Below are 18,085 nucleotides of genomic sequence, written 5' to 3'. Positions count from 1 at the left end.
AAGGAGAGATTTTAATGAAATTACAGGATAAAGTAGCGATCGTTACAGGAGCTGCATCTGGTATGGGAAAGGCAATTGCTGAAGCATATGCTAAAGAAGGTGCAAAAGTAATTGTTTCCGATATGAATGAAGAAGGCGCAAAAACTGTTGCAGATGAAATTGCTGCAAATGGTGGTACAGCATTTGCCATTGCAACAAATGTAACTAAAGATGAAGATTTACAAAAATTATTTGATACGACAATCGAAAAATTTGGCCAATTGGATATTTTAGTGAACAACGCTGGAATTATGGATGGTTTTGAACCAGTAAATGAAATTACTGATGCTCGCTGGGATATGATTTTTGCGGTAAATACAACATCTGTAATGAAATCGATGCGTATTGCGACAGATATGTTCCTTAAACAAGGTCATGGTGTCATTGTAAACAATATTTCCGCAGGTGGTTTAAACGGTGGTCGGGCTGGTGCGGCATATACAGCTTCAAAGCATGCGGTTGTAGGGTTAACGAAAAATACAGCATTCATGTTCTCACAGTCAGGTATTCGTGTTAATGGAATTGCTCCTGGTGCGGTTATGACGAATATCCAACAATCCATGCAAAACATAAGCCAGTACGGTGCTGGGCAACAACAGAAAGGTTCTGCATTGATTCCACGTGTGGGTAATCCAGAAGAAATTGCAAACTTAGCAGTATTTTTAGGCTCAGAGGATTCAAGCTTCATTAATGGCCAGATTATTACAGCTGATGCAGGCTGGACAACTTACTAATAATTATTTTAAACAGCTTTGGAACTTCGGTTTCAGAGCTGTTTTTTTTATTTAAAACGCTCTTTTGATTAGGAAAGTACATATAAAGTAATTGTGCATGAATAAAGTGTAAAGAGGTGATGAATAAATGAGCATGACGTACAAAAATATATTGGTTGCTGTGGATGGGTCAAATGAAGCAATGATTGCATTTAAAAGAGCGGTGCAAGTTGCAATCAATAACGCCGGCAGTAAACTGTATATCATTCATGTAATTGATACTCGCTCCTTTGCATTTTCAGAAGGATACAATTTTGATTTAGCAGATCAATATTCTAAAAGTAAAAAGGATATGCTAGATGGGTATGCAGAAGTTGCCGTAAAATTGGGATTCGACAGAACTTATAAAATAATGGAGTATGGGACACCAAAGCACATCATAGCTAGGGATATCCCGAAGCAAAAACAAATTGATTTAATTATTTGTGGTGCCACTGGTAAAGGTGATGTGGCGCGCTTCTTTCTCGGTTCAGTATCTGAAGCAATTGTAAGAACTGCAAAATGTGATGTACTTGTTGTGAGAAATCGATAATTGTTCTAGCGTCAAGAAAGGGTTCACTATTGGATAATTCTTGCAAAGAGGGGCTATGTTAAATGTCATTTTGACCTTTAGCATAGCCTCCATCTTTTCCTATGAAACTTTACAACAACAGAACCGTCTAAAAGATAAAGGATATAAATCTGAAGTCTTTTTTCAATAGGTTTTCAGTGTTATACTAAAAGGCATGACTAAGCATTCATGTACAACTTACATAAAGCAAGAAAGGGGAGTTTCAGTTGCGCAAAATTATGCCAAATCGTCAGCAAAATCCGAAGGCAAAGCAAAGGTCAAGTTTAACATTTCGGATGAACATCCTTTTCTTTTCCATATTTGTTCTGTTCTCTGTACTAATTTTTCGTCTAGGGTATTTACAAATTGTTAAAGGTGAAGATTATGTGCGTGAATTGGAACGTACTGAGGAAGTGCGTGTTAATACGAGTGTACCGCGGGGGAGAATCTTTGACCGTTATGGGCGCATATTAGTTGATAATCAGCCTGAAAACGCAATTACGTATACAAAAATGCAAACGACAAAATCTGCTGAAATGCTTGAAATAGCTGAAAAGCTTGCAAATTTAATCGATCAGCCAACTGATAAAGTAACACATCGAGATAAATTGGATTTTTGGATTATACGTAACCAGGAAGCTGCGCTAAAAAAAGTATCACAAGAGGAAATGACAAAATTCAGAAATGAAAACGAAGAGCTAGAGACGAAAGAAATCAACCAAGAATTCGACCGTCGAATCCGTGATCGTATTACAGAAAAAGAGCTTGAGCAACTTACTGAGTTTGATTTAGAAGTTCTGGCGATTTACCGTGAAATGATGACAGGGTATAATTTATCTCCACAAATTATTAAAGGAGAAAATGTTACACCTGAAGAATTTGCACGAGTTTCTGAACAATTGGCTGATTTACCTGGTGTGAATACAACAACCGATTGGAAGCGTGTTCGCCAATCACCTTTAGCTATTTTAGGGCGTACAACTGTACCAAGTAAAGGTGTCCCAAAATCAAAACTGAACTTTTATTTAGCACGGGACTATTCTCGAAATGATCGTGTAGGCGAGAGTTATTTTGAAGCTCAATATGAGGAAATTTTACAAGGTGAAAAATCGGTAGTAAAAAATATTACGAACAAAAAAGGTCAAGTAGTGGAGACTGTAACGACTTTCGATGGTTTGCCAGGGAAAGATTTAGTCACTACATTAGATGTAGAACTTCAGCAAAAAGCGGATGAAATTTTAGAACGTCAGTTACTTGATTTAAAATCAAAAAGAGGGTCGGAATTATTAGACCGTGCATTCTTAGTGGCGATGAGCCCAAAAACAGGGGAACTATTATCTGTTGTAGGTAAAAAAATAGAAAAAGATAAAGAAACAGGAAAACCTTATATTGTCGATTATTCATATGGTACGTTTACTACTGCCTATGAAGCAGGGTCAACAGTAAAGGCAGCAACTGTATTAATGGGTTATAATGAAGGAATTATAAAACCAGGAACAAGGATGCTCGATTCTCCAATGCGTATCGGGAATATTACATTAAATACACTATTTAATAAGCACGGTAGTGTCATATTAGATGATTTAACTGCATTAGAGCGATCTTCTAATATTTATATGTTCAAAATTGCGATGGGGATTGGCGGGCGTACTTATTCACCGGGTATGCGTTTTAGTCTAGCTCCAGGAACGCTGCAAACGATTCGTAATGAATATGCACAATTCGGTTTAGGCGTGCCAACAGGTCTTGACTTGCCAGGAGAAACAGTTGGGTACCAGGCTGAGCCTGATACGGATGTGAAATTGCTGAACTTAGCTATTGGACAGTTTGATACGTACACAACGATGCAGTTAGCGCAATATATTTCCACAATTGCAAATGGTGGGTACCGTATTCAACCACGAATGCTGAAAGAGATTCGTAATCCTTCAAAAGATGGTAAATACTTAGGCCAAGTAGTTGAAGAAGTTTCACCAACGATATTAAATAAAATTGAGAACAGTGAATCAGAAATTGCTCATGTCCAAGAAGGTTTGCGCCGGGTATACTTTGGAACAAATGGCTCGGCTAAACGTCAATTTGCAACAGCCGATTATACAGGAGCGGGTAAAACTGGTACAGCAGAGGTAGTTTATTATGGGCCACAACGAGAAAAATGGAGAACAAATACGATTAATATTGTACACGTTGGCTATGCACCATTTGAAGACCCTGAAATTGCCTATGCCATCATTTATCCTTGGGCAACTACAATCTTTGAAAATAACTACTTGCCACATGCAAATTTAACAGCTCGAGAATTAGTCGATTCCTATTTTGAATTAAAAACAAAATATGCCGAAGAGGGTTTATCTTCTAGTAAAGTAGAAAAATCGATTATTAAGCATTCGGACGAAAAACTGGATGAAGATGAAGAAGTTGAAACAGTAAATGAATAAAAAAGTGAGGCTGGGACATAAGTAGAAATTTCTTTGTATAAGGGGAATGCTCTTATTAAGAAATCGATATTATATGAATTGATTGGAGTGAAGGGGCGACTCCTGGGGGAACAGCACGACGCCTGAGACTACAGGCTCAGGCCGTGCCCCCGGAAAGCGTCCCCGTAACGGAAATCAATTCTGACAGAAGCAGAAAAATATCTATTTTTTCTTTGAAAAATAGATATTTTTCGTTTTGTCCTAGGTTCTTTTTTAAAGGAGAAATATAAAATGAAAAAAAAGATTATGCATACAGTAGTTATTATTGGTGCATTAAGTAATGCAGTTATATTAGCCATTATGGACATGCCATCTTGGTTAATTATTTTAATGTCTGTAATTTACATTGTTATTTTTGAAGGGCTTCTACTATTATTAGAACCTAGGCTAGTACGAGCAGAAAGAGAACGAAATGTAAAAGCATATCCTTTTTTAAAGGAGCTAGTTGATGCAAAAAAAGCTACTGTTACATTACGAGACGGCACAGTACTTTACAATGTAACGTTTGAAGGCTATGCGAATCCGAAAGACGCAAAAACAATTTTATTGCATGTACATACTGTAAAGACAAAAAAGGATAAATCTACATTTACGGAACATCCTGTTAAACTAATTAACATAAAGAATGTAAAAAAAGTTCAATAATAAGAAAATGAGACAATTTGCGGAAAGATACTGCAAATTGTCTTTTTTGTTTACAAAGCTTTACGGTCAATTAACGAACGAAATATATGCGCTCAACAAATTTTCATTATAGTTGGAATTGTAAGAAAAAACATTTATTAAACAAGCGGAGGAATTACAAATGAAAAAGTGGCAGTACTTAACATCAACAGCTTTAATTAGTTCAGCAATTCTTTTAGGAGCATGTGGCCAGGAAGAAGATGAAGCTTCGACATCAGCAGAAACTCAAACAGAACAGGCTGAGTCAGGCAGTGCACAATTATCCGGTAACGTAGTAGGCGATGGCTCGTCAACAGTTGCTCCGATTACAGAAGCATTAGTTGAAGAATACGCAGCAGTACAAAAAGATGTACGTGTGGCAGTTGGTGTATCGGGTACAGGCGGCGGATTCGAAAAATTCATTAATGGAGAAACGGACTTCTCTAACGCTTCCCGTCCAATTAAAGAGTCGGAAGTGGAAGAGCTTAAAAATGCGGGTGTAGAATACACAGAATTTGAATTGGCATACGATGGTTTATCGGTAGTAGTACATCCGGAAAATACATGGGCAAAAGATTTAACAATTGAACAATTAAAGCAAATTTGGATTGAAGATGGATCTACTAAAAAGTGGTCAGATATCGATCCAACTTGGCCTGAAGAAGAAATAGTATTTTATTCACCAGGATCTGATTCAGGAACTTACGATTACTTTGATGAAGTAATTTTAGATGGTGAAGATATTGTAAAATCTGCAACATTATCTGAAGATGACAACGTATTGGTACAAGGCGTTACAGCAGATAAAAATGCGATTGGCTACTTCGGTTATGCCTATTACCTGGAAAACAAGGACAAGTTGCAAGTTGTTACTGTAAATGGTGTGGAGCCTACGAATGACACAATTGAATCAGGTGACTATTCTCCTTTGTCACGTCCACTGTTCATCTACGTGAAAAACAGTGCGGTAAAAGATAATGAAGCAACTTATGATTTCATTAAGTTTACATTAGAAAATGCTGGTGAAATGGCGGAAGTTGTTGGATATGTAAGTTTACCGTCCGAAAAGTATGATGAAAGTTTAAAAGTATTGGAAGGTTTAAAATAAGTGCACAGAACAAATAGTGTGGGGTGGCTCTCATGCCCCTCACATTTTTTAGTTCAAATTGTGTGTTAACTACATGGTTAAAAAGTGAAGTGTATAGATGACTACTGGAAGGAGTTTTCGTTCATGGCTCTTAAACAACAGGAGCAAGTAAGTGTCCAGCAATTAATCGAACGATCACGCAATCGTAAAGGAAAGAAAGTAATTGAAAAATTAGTGCCTAAAGGATTGTTTTTGGCAGCGACGATTTCAGTTCTTACAACGTTTGGGATTGTGTTTACGTTAATTTTCGAAACGATAGAGTTTTTCTCGCGCGTGTCGATAATAGATTATTTATTCGGCACAGAGTGGCTGCCATTCTCTGGAAAGGAACCATTGTATGGAATCTTACCGTTAATAATAGGGACTTTTAAAATTGCATTTATCGCAATTTTAGTAGCGGTACCATTTGGGTTAGGTGCAGCAATTTTTTTAAGTGAGTATGCGTCAGAACGTGTCCGAAAAATTATAAAGCCTATTTTGGAGGTGCTTGCAGGTGTTCCAACAATTGTTTACGGGTTCTTCGCTTTAACGTTTATTACCCCAATTCTGCAAACACTTATTCCGAATCTTAAAATTTTCAATGCTATCAGTCCAGGTATTGTTGTTGGAATTATGATTCTACCAATGATTACGTCCATGTCGGAAGACGCGATGAGCTCAGTACCCCGTTCAATTCGCGAAGGAGCTTTAGGCTTAGGTGCCACAAAGTTCGAAGTGGCAATTAAAATTGTATTGCCTGCTGCATTATCTGGAATTATCGCTTCTATTGTCCTAGGTATTTCCCGTGCAATAGGAGAAACAATGATTGTCTCTTTAGCAGGAGGATCTACACCAAAATTCGACTTTGGATTTACAGATTCCATTCAAACGATGACAGCCTATATTGTTCAAGTGACAACAGGTGATGCGGGATACGGCACGACAATTTACTACTCAATTTACGCGGTAGGATTCACATTATTTATTTTCACTTTGGCGATGAATTTGCTTGCAACTTACATTTCAAAACGCTTCAGAGAGGAGTATTAAAATGCGCTATATACAGGAAGACCTAGTCATGAAGCGAATGAATAAACGTCTCATTTCAAATAAAATGTGGAAGGTAATTTTTATTATTGCCACAAGTTTTGCCCTCGTTTCATTAGGAATGCTGTTATACCGGATTATATCTCAAGGAATTGGCTTTTTAGATTTAAATTTTCTCACAAACTTTGCTTCTCGCATTCCCGAAAATGCAGGAATTAAAGCAGCTTTAGTCGGCTCGCTCTGGCTGATGAGCGTTGTGGCACCTGTATCGATTATTTTAGGCGTAAGTACGGCAATTTACTTAGAAGAATATGCGAAGCAAAATAAACTAAATGATTTTATTCGAATAAATATCTCCAATTTAGCAGGTGTTCCTTCGATAGTATTCGGTTTACTTGGATTAACAATATTCGTTAGATTATTCGGTTTTGAAAAAAGTATATTAGCTGCTGGTTTGACGATGAGTTTATTGATTCTGCCAGTTATTATTGTTGCGGCTCAAGAAGCAATCCGAGCAGTACCGAATGAGCAGCGGGAAGCTTCATTTGGAATGGGGGCGACAAAGTGGCAAACCATTGTTCGTGTAGTTCTCCCAGCGGCGATTCCTGGTATTTTGACAGGCAGTATTTTGGCCTTATCTCGTGCAATTGGGGAAACGGCTCCATTAGTCGTAATTGGTATTCCTGTAATTCTACAATTCTTGCCAACAGGCTACTTGGATACGTTTACGGCATTGCCCATGCAAATTTTCGATTGGGCAAAACGTCCACAGGAAGCATTCCAATATGTCGCATCAGCGGGCATTATTGTTTTGATGGTTTTGCTATTGACGATGAACTCGGTCGCAATCTTTATTCGGAATAAGTTCCAAAAACGTTATTAGGAGTGAAGTGGAATGGTACAAATTTTAACTAAATATAATGGAACACAGCATGCGGTGCACGAAAAAAATAACAGATCCATTGTAATGCAATCGAATAATTTTAACTTATGGTATGGTGGGCATCATGCATTGAAAGATATTAATTTAAATATGCAGGAGAATGAAGTGACAGCGATTATCGGTCCTTCAGGGTGCGGGAAATCTACCTATATTAAAGCATTAAATCGAATGGTAGAGCTTGTACCTATTGTTCGTACAACAGGTGAAATCAATTATAGAGGACGTAATATTTTCGGGAATGGATATGAAGTGGAAGAACTACGGACAAAAGTCGGCATGGTTTTTCAAAAGCCAAACCCATTTCCAAAATCGATTTACGATAATATTGCTTACGGTCCACGGATTCACGGTATTAAAAATAAAAAGATTTTAGATGAAATTGTAGAAAAGTCATTACGAGGTGCAGCTATCTGGGATGAAGTAAAAGACCGTTTAAACCAAAATGCATATGGTTTATCGGGTGGTCAACAACAGCGTATTTGTATTGCTCGTTCCTTAGCGATTGAACCAGATGTAATTTTAATGGATGAACCGACGTCAGCACTTGATCCAATCTCTACATTGAAAGTAGAGGAACTTGTGCAGGAAATGAAAGAACAATATTCAATCGTAATTGTCACACATAATATGCAACAAGCAGCACGTATATCAGATAAAACGGCATTCTTCCTAAACGGAGAAGTGATTGAATTCGATCGAACAGATACGATTTTCTCCACACCGTCAGATCAGCGTACAGAAGATTATATATCAGGTCGATTCGGATAGGGGAAGGGGTTTAAAGTGAATATGATACGGGAGCGTTTTGAACATGATTTAATTGCTGTGCAGCAGGATTTAATGGAAATTTGTGATTTAAGCATAGATTCATTGCAAACTGCATTTAAAGCTTTTGTGAACAAAGATATCGACTTAGCCCTTCAAGTGATAAAAACAGATCTCAAAATCAATCGGTTAGAAGAAACAATCAATGATCGTGTAATTTTACTTATTGCAAAGCAACAGCCTGTGGCAACTGATTTACGCAGATTAATTGTAGTGATTAAAGCAGCAGCCGATATGGAACGAATAGGAGATCATGCGGTCAATATTGCAAAGGAAACTATTCGAATCGGCAAAGAACCATTTGTATCGAGTATTGAACCAATCGAGGAAATGTTCCATAAATCGATATCGATGTTGCGACAAATTACCGAGGCATTTTTGGAAGAAAATACGACAAAAGCTAAAGAAATCGCAAAGCTTGATGACGAGGTTGATGAGTTGACCGGCAATACAATCAGCAATTTAATGAAACTAAAGGTTTCCAATGAGCAAGTGGCCCAAATAACGAGCTTATCCTATGTATGCCGCTGTATTGAACGCTCAGCAGATCACGCAACAAATATTGCAGAGCATTTATTCTATCTCTTAAAAGGCAAGCATTATGAATTGAATAACTAATTTTAAAGTATAAGGAGATAAAAACTTCTTATACTTTTTTTGTTTTTTGAAACGTCAACTAATTGGCAATCGTTTACAATGTTAGAAAGGGGGCGGGCGTAAAATGAATGAGAATATCGAGCAAATTGTAGATGATTACAGTACGCATTTATTGCGGATCGCCTATTTTTATACTAAAAATCGACATGCAGCAGAGGATATTGTGCAAGATGTTTTCATTAAATTTTTGCAATCCAACTATTCAGAGCGAGGCCAACTTCGTGCTTATTTAACTAAAATGACCGTGAATCGCAGCAAAGATTATTTAAAAAGCTGGGCGTATAGAAAAATACAATTTGAAACGAAATGGTGGATGAAAACTTCTGACCATGATCATATCGTACAACAAGAAGAGCGCTCTAACATTGGTGCAGCCATTTTAAAGCTACCACTAAAATATCGGGAACCGCTTATTTTGTATTATTATGAAGAAATGTCGGTTATACAAGTTGCAGATTTATTACAAATTAACGAAAATACAGTGAAAACAAGATTAAAGCGTGGGCGGGAACAGTTACGACCTGTACTTGAAGGGGAATGGGAGGTACTACGTCATGAATGATTTTAAAAAAGCGTTAATTAAAGTTGCAGGAGATTTATCCGAAAGTGAAAAGGCTGTGAAAAATACAGTGCTATATAAAAAAAGCAAAAAGAAATACAGTAAAATCATCATTATCCCAGCTTTTGTTGTCGTACTTTTCTTCACAGTAGCCCTTTTGCTATTTCCAAATGAAGTTGACCAAAGACAAGCGGACAATATGTTTTACAATGATTATTTATATGATTATTTTGTCGCCCTGGAAATGATGACTAATTCCGATATTGAAATAACAGAGTTTCATAAAGAGGCAGCATTTACTAAATATATTAGAATAATTGGTGTAGAGCAATTGGCAAAAGGTTATCAGGTAGAGGTTTCAAAACAGGAAATGTCGGAGAGAAAAATTCTATCTGATCAGATAATGAATAAACAGCAGCTCCAGCAAGTTTTATCTAAAGTAAATTTAACATTTGAACAATATGAACAATATGTGCGACCTAAGTTAATCAAAAATTATGTTTTGGTAGAGAAGTTAAATAAAATTTGGCTAAAGGAAAATCCGCCCATGTTTTCTGAATTTGCTGCGGGCTATACGGAACAGTTAGCGAAACGTTATTTGCAGGAACACTTTGAGGAACAATATTTTGCAATTCAAAAAAGGTACAATGTGACTGATGAAAACAGAATGAGTGTGCCTAAGTCAGGCGTAATTGCGGCGATTGAAGGCAATATGTTGTTTTTTATTCAAAATAGTACATTTCAAGAACTACAAGTTTTGTCTGAAGAGAAAAAGTTCCGTTTAGAAGAGGGGAAAATTAAATCCTGGATTGTAAATATAGATGAAATTCCTGTCGAAATTGGAGATTATGTAAAAGTTTCAATTGATGGAGTAGGCTGGATTGATGGGGGAAATACAGCGAATGCTATGAGTGAAGGGTTGGAAGTAATTTTACCGGTGGAAGAGTCGAGTACCATCCCGAAAATAAAATTAGAACAAATAGCCGGTGCACAGTGGAATGAGCTTTTAATCGGTGTACCGTGGGAATCCCAAAATTTTGTTCATAACTTTTCCAAACCACTATATATTGTCGAAGCAGGTGGAAAAACATATACTATTTTCAAAAACGATTACAAGAATTTATTAATCGTACCTTATGGTGAAGCAAAAATTGCAAAAGTTACTCAAGGGAGAACGGAAAAAATAGAAGAGTTTCTTCAGCCATTCCTAACTAAATAATTCATGTATTACTTGGATACATGTTACAATAAAGGCAATACGAATAAGTGGAATTTTACTTATAAATTCAAAGGAGTTTGAAACATGTTAAAAACAATTGTATTTGATCAATTAAAACAAGCGATGAAAAATAAGGACACATTGGCTAAAGGTGTTTTAACACTTGTAAAATCTGCATTGGATTCAGCCGAAAAAGAAAAAGGCTCTGAATTAACACCGCTAGAGGAAACGGCAATCATTAACCGTGAAATTAAACAGACGAATCAGTCACTGGACGGGGCAAAGCAAGCGGACCGTGCAGACCTAATCGAAAAAGAAGAAGCGAAATTAGAGATTTTAAAAAGCTTCTTACCAAAACAACTATCAGAAGAAGAAATTGTTGTAGAACTTCAGGCAGCCGGTATTGTAACTGGCATGAATATGGGGGATGCAATGAAAATTGCGAAGCCTTTATTGGACGGTAAAGCAGATGGCGCAACCATTTCAAAAGTTGTTAAATCATTGATTTCTTAATTTAAAAATATTTGTTGGAGTGTCTAAAGTTTTATTTTAGGCGCTCCTTTTCGCTATGTTTTTATATTTCCATCCCTTACAATATAGAAAAGGGAAACTAATAGGGGGAAACCATTTTGAATTTACATGACCAAATACAATTATATGTACCTTTTAATGAACAAGAAGAAACGGATAAGGATATTATGCTGCGTGCGATGGTTACATTATCGGATGTACTCACACGAAATAATGAAGTGTTGCATTTTACTGCTTCCGCTTTTGTATTTAATCCTGCCCGTACACATGTTTTAATGGTTTATCATAATATTTATAATTCATGGGGATGGACTGGCGGTCATGCAGATGGGGATCCGAATTTATTTCATGTAGCAAAAAAGGAACTCATGGAAGAAGCGGGCCTTACGGAAGTGAATCCAATTCAAGAAGAAATCATTTCCCTGGATATATTGCCGGTAATTGGACATATGAAAAACGGAAAATATGTGGCAGCCCACTTACATTTTAACGCAACTTATGTATTTGAAGTGTCTGATGAAGCAACTCTCCAATCAAAACCCGATGAAAACAGTGCTGTAGGATGGATTGCCATCGATGAAGTTGCTCAAAAATGTTCTGAGCAGCATATGATACCTATTTACGAAAAGATAATAGAAAAAGTAAAGAAAATAGAAGGTTAAATTTAAAAGATGTGTTGATTGGTCATTCAATCAGCACATCTTTTTCACTACCAAGGCTTTAAATTAAATCAACAGGTCTTGTTCTTATAAATTCCTGAAATCTGCGAACTTCACGGTAAGGTAGGAGCCGCTGCTGATTTCTAAAATCCTCTACATCCATTTGGAAAGGCTCAATTCGCCCCTTTTGTAAATAGATGAGACGCTGGAAGGGATTGATCGCAATTGCTTTCGAATATTTTCCGAACAAAGTCAAATTATGACCTTTCATAAAATAGAGATTTAAAATAGCTCGATTATGAGCAATGGCGTGCGGTGTATCACATCGATACCAAACATCTTTAAAGGTTACCCCTAGCAAAACAGCATATTCTATATCTTCATCAAATGAAACTTCAATATAACCAGCATGATGATTGCTTATTAATTTGTAAATTGCTATCGTGGGATCGAAGGCTTTCAATTCATAATATATGAGAGGAATAGCTGATGATTTACTACGATCTCTTACCATTAAGTTTGATGGGGGACGTTTTGAACATAAAAATAAATTATTTTTCGCATAATAGGAAATATCCTTCCCAATTACTTGTTGATGCTGCGAATTTTCATAAACAACGGCATAATATTGATCATTAAATTTAATGACTCGATATAATTCATTGTCATAGTTTGTTGAGTAGATGTATGAGAGACAATCTTCCATTGTCTCAAAGCCTTCGTAAAATGAATAACTTTTATAAATGGATAATAACCATTCCCGGCATAGGCTATCTTCAGTTACGAAGCCGTATGTATCATCTGAAATGGCCCGGGAAGTCGCCAGTTTTCCGTTAAATGGTCGTAAAAAACGGATGGATAATAACTGTTTCACTAAACGAATTTCGTAATCCATTTGAGGAATATTTTGTAGCAAATTAACCTTCCTTTCATCAAGCTAACGCCGATTAATAGAAATACCTATTTTATAGGTAAAAGTAATTATAGCATATGTATAAATATCATTAGGAATAATTTGCCTATGTATTGTTTGCTGTAAAATTACTAAAAATGTCTGAATGGCTCTATGATTTTGAAATAAATACACAAAATTAAACAAGCATATGCTAAAATAACGTTGTATAAACAAAAGGGAGGCTGTTTTTAAATGGCAAAAAAAGTGAAAGAATATACAATTAATCCTGATCGTGTGGAAGAAGCATTATTAGTTCAAAACCGTATGCTTCTTGAATTATTAGTTCAAGTGTTAGATGAGCAATTAGTAATTGAGCGTCCAATTTTGCATGAACGCTTAGCTAACTTAGTTGAGCTTTCAAATCATGATCGCGAGTTAAAAGATACATTACACGGTTTAACTCAAAAATTATAATTACATACTTTATGTATGGCGCGACATCCTTAATTATGGATGTCGTTTTTTTATGGACATGGGCTGTTCACACTACCAAAAATTTGTTGGACTTTGTCAGTTTGAATTACTACTTTTTCATTTTGTTTTTCGCTATACTATCGATATTGATTTGAAAAAAAGATGGAGGAGTTTCGCATGACAAAAGAACATAGGCCTATTTTAACCGATGAAATTCTTCATTTTCTATATCGTAATGCATCTTTTCAAGCTTTGGAAGAAGAGCAGCAACAAATACTTTTCGCTAAATTTAAAAACGAACCATTATTTAAAGAAGTAATTGAAATATCCATCGCGCTTGAAGAAATGATTGAAGAAGTAGAGGCAACAATGCCCAAAATACAGGATAAAGACTTTTTATTCCCACCAGAACAGCAAAAACTACTATTAAAAAATCGAACAGTTTCTCGTGGTAATGTATTGTTTGTACGGTTTGAGGAACTTGAAAAACTTTACTCACCTATGATTGTAATGATCCAACAATCTGATTCAATGAGTGAATATGAAGCATTTAGTAAAGGTACCATTATGCCCCTGTTTAATCTTTGTGCTTTGCAAAAGAGAGATTTAATCATTCTTCCGTTCAGTCATACAACTGCTGAACCTCTTTTCTTTAAAAATGGAACTCTGGATGTTTCGTTATTTGAACGCTTTTTATACAAACACTTAAATGGAACTACACAAATCGTTCCTGCTTTAGAAAAGGTACTTGAACTATTCTCAAAAGATATAATCAATAATCAGCGTGATTTAATGATTATAACAGACAATCAATTTAATGATTTCCAACCTTTCATTGAATCTGATTTCACGGAGCGTTTACACGAGCTGTCTGTAGATGTTTCTGTAATAGCAATGAGTGAAGCTGATTTTGAAGTACAGCCTATACCATTTGCAGATAAAGTATTTTTTGCAAATGAATAAGTATTGAAATGACGAATCCGAAAAGGGTTCGTTTTTTATTTGGGAATATTTATGGAAAGCAAGGAATTTCCAGCAGGAATGCTGAATATTAAATGGAGGGGTACATAAATAGAGAGAAATGGAGTGTTACGATGTATACAGCTTATTGTAGAACATTTCAAAGTTCGATGCGTATGGGTATGAAGCTGATGAACTGGAGAAAGCCTGATTTACTGCAAGGCGAAAACACTATATTAAAATTACCGGTACTTATCCAGAAGTTAAATTTGAAGACTGTCCTGATTATTACAGATGAAGGGATTAATAAGCTCCAATTGATGGATTCATTATTAGAAGAAATGCATGAGCAAAATATTGAATTTGTCATCTACAGTAAAACTGTGCCTAATCCGACATTTACTAATATTGAGGAAGCATTGGCACTTTATTATCTACATGATTGTGAGGGAATTATTGCCTTTGGAGGAGGGTCGCCGATGGATTGTGCAAAAGCGGTCGCGGCTCGTATCGCACAACCTACAAAGTCTATTCCTGATTTGAAAGGCTTATTTAAAGTAAGAAAAGAAATGCCACCATTTTTTGCTGTTCCTACAACGGCCGGTACCGGAAGTGAGGGAACGATTGCAGCGGTTGTTTCAAATAGTGATACACATGAAAAGTTTGCCATTATGGATCCTGTACTTATACCGCATTATGCCGTTCTGGATCCCGTTTTAACGGTTAATTTACCGCCACATATTACTTCTACAACAGGGATGGATGCATTAACACATGCTGTAGAAGCCTATATAGGGAAAAGTAATACAGAGGAAACGAGAAAATATGCCCGCGAAGCTGTTATTCTTATTTTCAAATATTTGTTACGGGCATATGAAGATGGTTCAGATATGAAAGCGCGCGCGGAAATGCAACGCGCCTCCTATTTAGCAGGGTTAGCATTTACTCGTGCCTATGTTGGCTATGTTCATGCAATCGCACATACGTTAGGTGGCTTTTATCAAATTCCCCACGGCTTTGCAAACGCTGTAATTTTACCGCACGTCCTTCGGTTTTACGGAGAAAGTGCAACAAAGCCATTAGCAGAACTTGCTAATATTGTAGGGATAGGGAGCATTACCGATAGTGATGAAAGAAAAGCCCAGCTATTTATTGAGGAGATAGAAGCATTAAATCGGAAAATGAATATACCTTCAAAAATAAAGGGGATTATCAACAGGGATGTTCCGGTAATGGTAGAGCGTGCTATACAGGAGGCGAACCCTTTGTATCCTGTGCCACGAATTTTAAATGAAGAAGAATTGTTTTATTTGTATCAAATAATTCAGGAATAATTAAAAAATTGCGAATGGGACATAACTTAAAAATGCCATTCTCCTTGAGAGAAATGGCGTTTTTTTGCTGGCATAAAAAATTGATTTCCATTCCGGGACGCTTTCCGCGGGCACGGCCTGAGCCTGTAGTCTCAGGCGTCGGTGCTCCTGCGGTTACTCGTCGCAAAATAAATTTTGCTGTTCCCGCTGGAGTCGCCCTCCATTCCAATCAATTTTTAAAGTATCCGTTTTTAATAAGGGTCTTTTCCTTATCTAATGAAATTTCTACTGAAGTCCCGGCCCCTATATTCACTTTGTTACAGTTCAAGCTGGGCATCAAAGTAGTTGAGTAAACCTTGATAAATTCCCAGTGTTGCTTGTTCCCGGTAGTAATCTGTAGTGATTGCACGTTCTTCGGATGGATTACTTAAATAGCCCAGCTCCAATAAAATGGCATTTTGACGGTTTTCACGCAGCACTAAGTAATCACCAAATCGTGCTCCACGATCTTTTAGATCAACTTTGGATGCGAGGCCTGCATGTACATATTCGGCAAGCTCCTGCTGATAGCTATTCGTATAATAGGTTGTAAAACCATTAACTGAACTATCTTCAATTGCATCATAGTGAATGCTGATAAATGCATCGGCATTTGTCTGGTGTGACACAGCGACACGTTTTCGCAAGTCGACAAACACATCCGACTCACGTGTCATTACAACATTTGCACCAGCAGCCTGAAGCTTAGACCTGAGCAATTCTGTTGTCATAATGTTAATATCTTTTTCATCTGTTCCACGAGCACCTGTAGTACCGCGATCATTTCCGCCGTGCCCAGCATCCAGTACTATTGTTACGCCTTTTAAAGTCCCTTTTTTCCGATCTTCCGATTGATTTTCATGGTTTTGATAAGTTTGACCTGTTGCGTTGTTGTTCTCAGTTACAACCCAGTTTGCAACATAGGCTGTTCGTTCTTCATTTAATGCGATTTTATACCAATCGCCTTCGTTGTCTATAATCGGATATGTATTACCAGCATCTGCACGAGTCACAACATTTGAAGAAGTTGATGCAGATTCACGTAGATTTGTCCCGTTATAAATTACAGTGACAAAGTTATTTGTTTGTTCTTTTTTTGAAGATTGTTCAGATTTCAGCTGTTTTGTAAATGTTCCATAAAAGCTATAAATCCAACCTTTAGCGCCTTTTTTATATTCAATTTCAACCCAGTTATGATCCCGGCTAATTACTTTGAATTGCTGACCATTTGTTGCCACCCCAAGTTTTTTTGCAGTTAGATCAGGCTTTTTTCGGATATTTACGGCATTTACATTGATGGTAAATGTATTTGGATCAAATTGCTGAGGCGTTACATTCGACTCTTCATTGTTATTTGAAGGAGTAGAGGGTGTTTCTAATATTGTTTCTTCTTTAATCGTCACATATTTTTCAAATACCCAACCAACCAGTTCTCCATTTTGAATTTGAATCCAATCTTGTTCTTGATGTAAAAACTTACTTTCTGTCCCCGAAGAAAGCTTTGTTAGTACCGGAGAAGATAATGATGGACCTGCTCGAAGGTTTAAATCATTTACTTGAGCAATAACAGTTTTTTCGGATTTGGCAGCAGATCTACTGTCGGCCGATTTGACTAGCCACGCAGCAACCCACCCTTCCATCTCACCATATTTGACATGTTGCCAATCGCCTTCTTTCTTTATCGACAGCAGCTCTGTTCCTTCTTTTAATGTTTCAAGCACAGGATAGGAAAGACCAGGACCTTCACGCAAATATAATTTTTCTGCTTTTACAAATAATTGCTCGCCATTTGCCGCCACTTGGCTAGTGGAAAAATTATAGGGAAAAATGCTTGTAAATAGTAATAAAAGTGATAGACCTATTAATATTTTTCTTTTATTCATAGCTTCCTCCTTTTAGTGAGATTTGTACTTTTACAATACTTTCACATATATTCTCTATTATAAAAGGAAATATGACAAAAAATATAGCGTTTTATTGAAAATGGTTGACAACTTGTCATGACATCATTAAGATTAGTGTTAATTTAACAAAAGTAACATTGCCAATGACCAAAAAAGTAGCGGTTGCCAATGCTGAAAAGAGAGGGAAAGACATAGGCTGTAATCTTTCCTACAGTAAGTAACATGTGAACAACAGTTGAGAGGCGTTTCCTCGAAAAAATTTTTTCTAGTAGGGGAAGACGGAATCGGCCGTTATCCGAATACGAGAGGATGTAGCAATACATCAATTAGGGTGGAACCGCGGAAGAGTATACAAGCTTTCGTCCCTTGCATTTTTGCAAGGGGCGGGAGCTTTTTTTATTTTCTCTTTGTTCAGCTCGCGAACAGTTTGGT

Annotated in this window: 18 protein-coding genes and 1 other annotated feature; of the genes, 16 read left to right on the top strand and 2 right to left on the bottom strand. The window is 36.8% G+C overall.

Annotation, left to right across the window (positions count from 1 at the left end; translation table 11 throughout):
- Positions 1-14: 14 nt before the first annotated feature.
- The 13 genes from MKY13_RS12525 (at position 15) to MKY13_RS12465 (ending at position 12,071) form a co-directional block, all read left to right on the top strand.
- A complete protein-coding gene (locus MKY13_RS12525) occupies positions 15-773 on the top strand; it encodes an SDR family oxidoreductase (protein WP_191700252.1) in 759 nt (252 codons plus the stop codon).
- A gap of 127 nt (positions 774-900) precedes the next feature.
- On the top strand, positions 901-1,344 hold the full coding sequence (locus MKY13_RS12520; protein WP_339213062.1) for a universal stress protein: 444 nt from the start codon (positions 901-903) through the stop codon (positions 1,342-1,344).
- A 245-nt stretch (positions 1,345-1,589) separates the two neighbouring features.
- Positions 1,590-3,800, top strand: a complete 2,211-nt coding sequence (locus MKY13_RS12515; RefSeq protein ID WP_339213060.1) for a penicillin-binding protein 2 — start codon at positions 1,590-1,592, stop codon at positions 3,798-3,800.
- A 270-nt stretch (positions 3,801-4,070) separates the two neighbouring features.
- Entirely contained in the window at positions 4,071-4,484 is a 414-nt protein-coding gene (locus MKY13_RS12510; protein WP_339213058.1) for a response regulator, read from the top strand.
- Between the two features lie 160 nt (positions 4,485-4,644).
- The gene (locus MKY13_RS12505) at positions 4,645-5,610 is read left to right on the top strand and encodes a PstS family phosphate ABC transporter substrate-binding protein (RefSeq protein ID WP_191700249.1); all 966 of its coding nucleotides are present in this window, start codon (positions 4,645-4,647) and stop codon (positions 5,608-5,610) included.
- Positions 5,611-5,733: 123 nt separating this feature from the next.
- The gene (gene pstC / locus MKY13_RS12500; protein ID WP_339213056.1) at positions 5,734-6,678 is read left to right on the top strand and encodes a phosphate ABC transporter permease subunit PstC; all 945 of its coding nucleotides are present in this window, start codon (positions 5,734-5,736) and stop codon (positions 6,676-6,678) included.
- 1 nt (position 6,679) lies between these two features.
- Positions 6,680-7,558, top strand: a complete 879-nt coding sequence (gene pstA / locus MKY13_RS12495) for a phosphate ABC transporter permease PstA (RefSeq protein ID WP_191700247.1) — start codon at positions 6,680-6,682, stop codon at positions 7,556-7,558.
- A gap of 12 nt (positions 7,559-7,570) precedes the next feature.
- Positions 7,571-8,386, top strand: a complete 816-nt coding sequence (gene pstB / locus MKY13_RS12490) for a phosphate ABC transporter ATP-binding protein PstB (RefSeq protein ID WP_191700246.1) — start codon at positions 7,571-7,573, stop codon at positions 8,384-8,386.
- A 21-nt stretch (positions 8,387-8,407) separates the two neighbouring features.
- Positions 8,408-9,061 carry a phosphate signaling complex protein PhoU gene (phoU, locus tag MKY13_RS12485; protein WP_191700455.1) on the top strand — a complete coding sequence of 218 codons (654 nt, stop codon included), beginning with the start codon at positions 8,408-8,410 and terminating at the stop codon, positions 9,059-9,061.
- Between the two features lie 103 nt (positions 9,062-9,164).
- The gene (locus MKY13_RS12480; protein WP_191700245.1) at positions 9,165-9,662 is read left to right on the top strand and encodes a sigma-70 family RNA polymerase sigma factor; all 498 of its coding nucleotides are present in this window, start codon (positions 9,165-9,167) and stop codon (positions 9,660-9,662) included.
- The gene (locus MKY13_RS12475) at positions 9,655-10,878 is read left to right on the top strand and encodes a hypothetical protein (RefSeq protein ID WP_339213053.1); all 1,224 of its coding nucleotides are present in this window, start codon (positions 9,655-9,657) and stop codon (positions 10,876-10,878) included. The genes MKY13_RS12480 and MKY13_RS12475 overlap by 8 nt, the downstream gene beginning before the upstream one ends.
- An 84-nt stretch (positions 10,879-10,962) precedes the next feature.
- Entirely contained in the window at positions 10,963-11,391 is a 429-nt protein-coding gene (locus tag MKY13_RS12470) for a GatB/YqeY domain-containing protein (protein WP_191700243.1), read from the top strand.
- Between the two features lie 116 nt (positions 11,392-11,507).
- Positions 11,508-12,071 carry an NUDIX hydrolase gene (locus MKY13_RS12465; RefSeq protein ID WP_191700242.1) on the top strand — a complete coding sequence of 188 codons (564 nt, stop codon included), beginning with the start codon at positions 11,508-11,510 and terminating at the stop codon, positions 12,069-12,071.
- A gap of 58 nt (positions 12,072-12,129) precedes the next feature.
- On the opposite strand, the gene MKY13_RS12460 is transcribed toward MKY13_RS12465, so the two are convergent.
- Positions 12,130-12,963 (bottom strand): hypothetical protein, encoded by an 834-nt coding sequence (locus MKY13_RS12460; protein ID WP_191700241.1) that lies wholly within the window; start codon positions 12,961-12,963, stop codon positions 12,130-12,132.
- A gap of 252 nt (positions 12,964-13,215) precedes the next feature.
- Between MKY13_RS12460 and MKY13_RS12455 the strand changes: the two genes are divergently transcribed.
- From MKY13_RS12455 to MKY13_RS12445, 3 genes are all read left to right on the top strand, one after another.
- Complete coding sequence (locus MKY13_RS12455) at positions 13,216-13,437, top strand: phosphate-starvation-inducible protein PsiE (RefSeq protein ID WP_191704997.1); 222 nt, start codon at positions 13,216-13,218, stop codon at positions 13,435-13,437.
- A gap of 177 nt (positions 13,438-13,614) precedes the next feature.
- Positions 13,615-14,400 carry a hypothetical protein gene (locus MKY13_RS12450; protein WP_339213047.1) on the top strand — a complete coding sequence of 262 codons (786 nt, stop codon included), beginning with the start codon at positions 13,615-13,617 and terminating at the stop codon, positions 14,398-14,400.
- Between the two features lie 131 nt (positions 14,401-14,531).
- Entirely contained in the window at positions 14,532-15,731 is a 1,200-nt protein-coding gene (locus MKY13_RS12445; protein ID WP_339216928.1) for an iron-containing alcohol dehydrogenase, read from the top strand.
- A 296-nt stretch (positions 15,732-16,027) separates the two neighbouring features.
- On the opposite strand, the gene MKY13_RS12440 is transcribed toward MKY13_RS12445, so the two are convergent.
- Positions 16,028-17,632 carry an N-acetylmuramoyl-L-alanine amidase gene (locus MKY13_RS12440; protein ID WP_339213045.1) on the bottom strand — a complete coding sequence of 535 codons (1,605 nt, stop codon included), beginning with the start codon at positions 17,630-17,632 and terminating at the stop codon, positions 16,028-16,030.
- A 155-nt stretch (positions 17,633-17,787) separates the two neighbouring features.
- Positions 17,788-18,023: a binding site (T-box leader), on the top strand.
- Positions 18,024-18,085 lie beyond the last annotated feature (62 nt).

Origin of the sequence: Solibacillus sp. FSL W8-0372 (assembly GCF_037969735.1) — a bacterium.
In the GTDB taxonomy this organism is placed as follows: Bacteria; Bacillota; Bacilli; order Bacillales_A; family Planococcaceae; genus Solibacillus; species Solibacillus faecavium.
This window is presented reverse-complemented; position numbering and strand designations above follow the sequence as displayed.

What these genes read in the sequence shown, in the direction of transcription:
- MKY13_RS12445 (WP_339216928.1), top strand. Translation starts at nt 14,532, where the DNA reads ATGTATACAGCTTATTGTAGAACATTTCAAAGTTCGATGCGTATGGGT.
- MKY13_RS12475 (WP_339213053.1), top strand. Translation starts at nt 9,655, where the DNA reads ATGAATGATTTTAAAAAAGCGTTAATTAAAGTTGCAGGAGATTTATCC.
- phoU (WP_191700455.1), top strand. Translation starts at nt 8,408, where the DNA reads ATGATACGGGAGCGTTTTGAACATGATTTAATTGCTGTGCAGCAGGAT.
- MKY13_RS12460 (WP_191700241.1), bottom strand. Translation starts at nt 12,963, where the DNA reads ATGGATTACGAAATTCGTTTAGTGAAACAGTTATTATCCATCCGTTTT.
- MKY13_RS12455 (WP_191704997.1), top strand. Translation starts at nt 13,216, where the DNA reads ATGGCAAAAAAAGTGAAAGAATATACAATTAATCCTGATCGTGTGGAA.
- MKY13_RS12520 (WP_339213062.1), top strand. Translation starts at nt 901, where the DNA reads ATGAGCATGACGTACAAAAATATATTGGTTGCTGTGGATGGGTCAAAT.
- pstA (WP_191700247.1), top strand. Translation starts at nt 6,680, where the DNA reads ATGCGCTATATACAGGAAGACCTAGTCATGAAGCGAATGAATAAACGT.
- MKY13_RS12510 (WP_339213058.1), top strand. Translation starts at nt 4,071, where the DNA reads ATGAAAAAAAAGATTATGCATACAGTAGTTATTATTGGTGCATTAAGT.
- MKY13_RS12505 (WP_191700249.1), top strand. Translation starts at nt 4,645, where the DNA reads ATGAAAAAGTGGCAGTACTTAACATCAACAGCTTTAATTAGTTCAGCA.
- pstB (WP_191700246.1), top strand. Translation starts at nt 7,571, where the DNA reads ATGGTACAAATTTTAACTAAATATAATGGAACACAGCATGCGGTGCAC.
- pstC (WP_339213056.1), top strand. Translation starts at nt 5,734, where the DNA reads ATGGCTCTTAAACAACAGGAGCAAGTAAGTGTCCAGCAATTAATCGAA.
- MKY13_RS12450 (WP_339213047.1), top strand. Translation starts at nt 13,615, where the DNA reads ATGACAAAAGAACATAGGCCTATTTTAACCGATGAAATTCTTCATTTT.
- MKY13_RS12525 (WP_191700252.1), top strand. Translation starts at nt 15, where the DNA reads ATGAAATTACAGGATAAAGTAGCGATCGTTACAGGAGCTGCATCTGGT.
- MKY13_RS12470 (WP_191700243.1), top strand. Translation starts at nt 10,963, where the DNA reads ATGTTAAAAACAATTGTATTTGATCAATTAAAACAAGCGATGAAAAAT.
- MKY13_RS12480 (WP_191700245.1), top strand. Translation starts at nt 9,165, where the DNA reads ATGAATGAGAATATCGAGCAAATTGTAGATGATTACAGTACGCATTTA.
- MKY13_RS12440 (WP_339213045.1), bottom strand. Translation starts at nt 17,632, where the DNA reads ATGAATAAAAGAAAAATATTAATAGGTCTATCACTTTTATTACTATTT.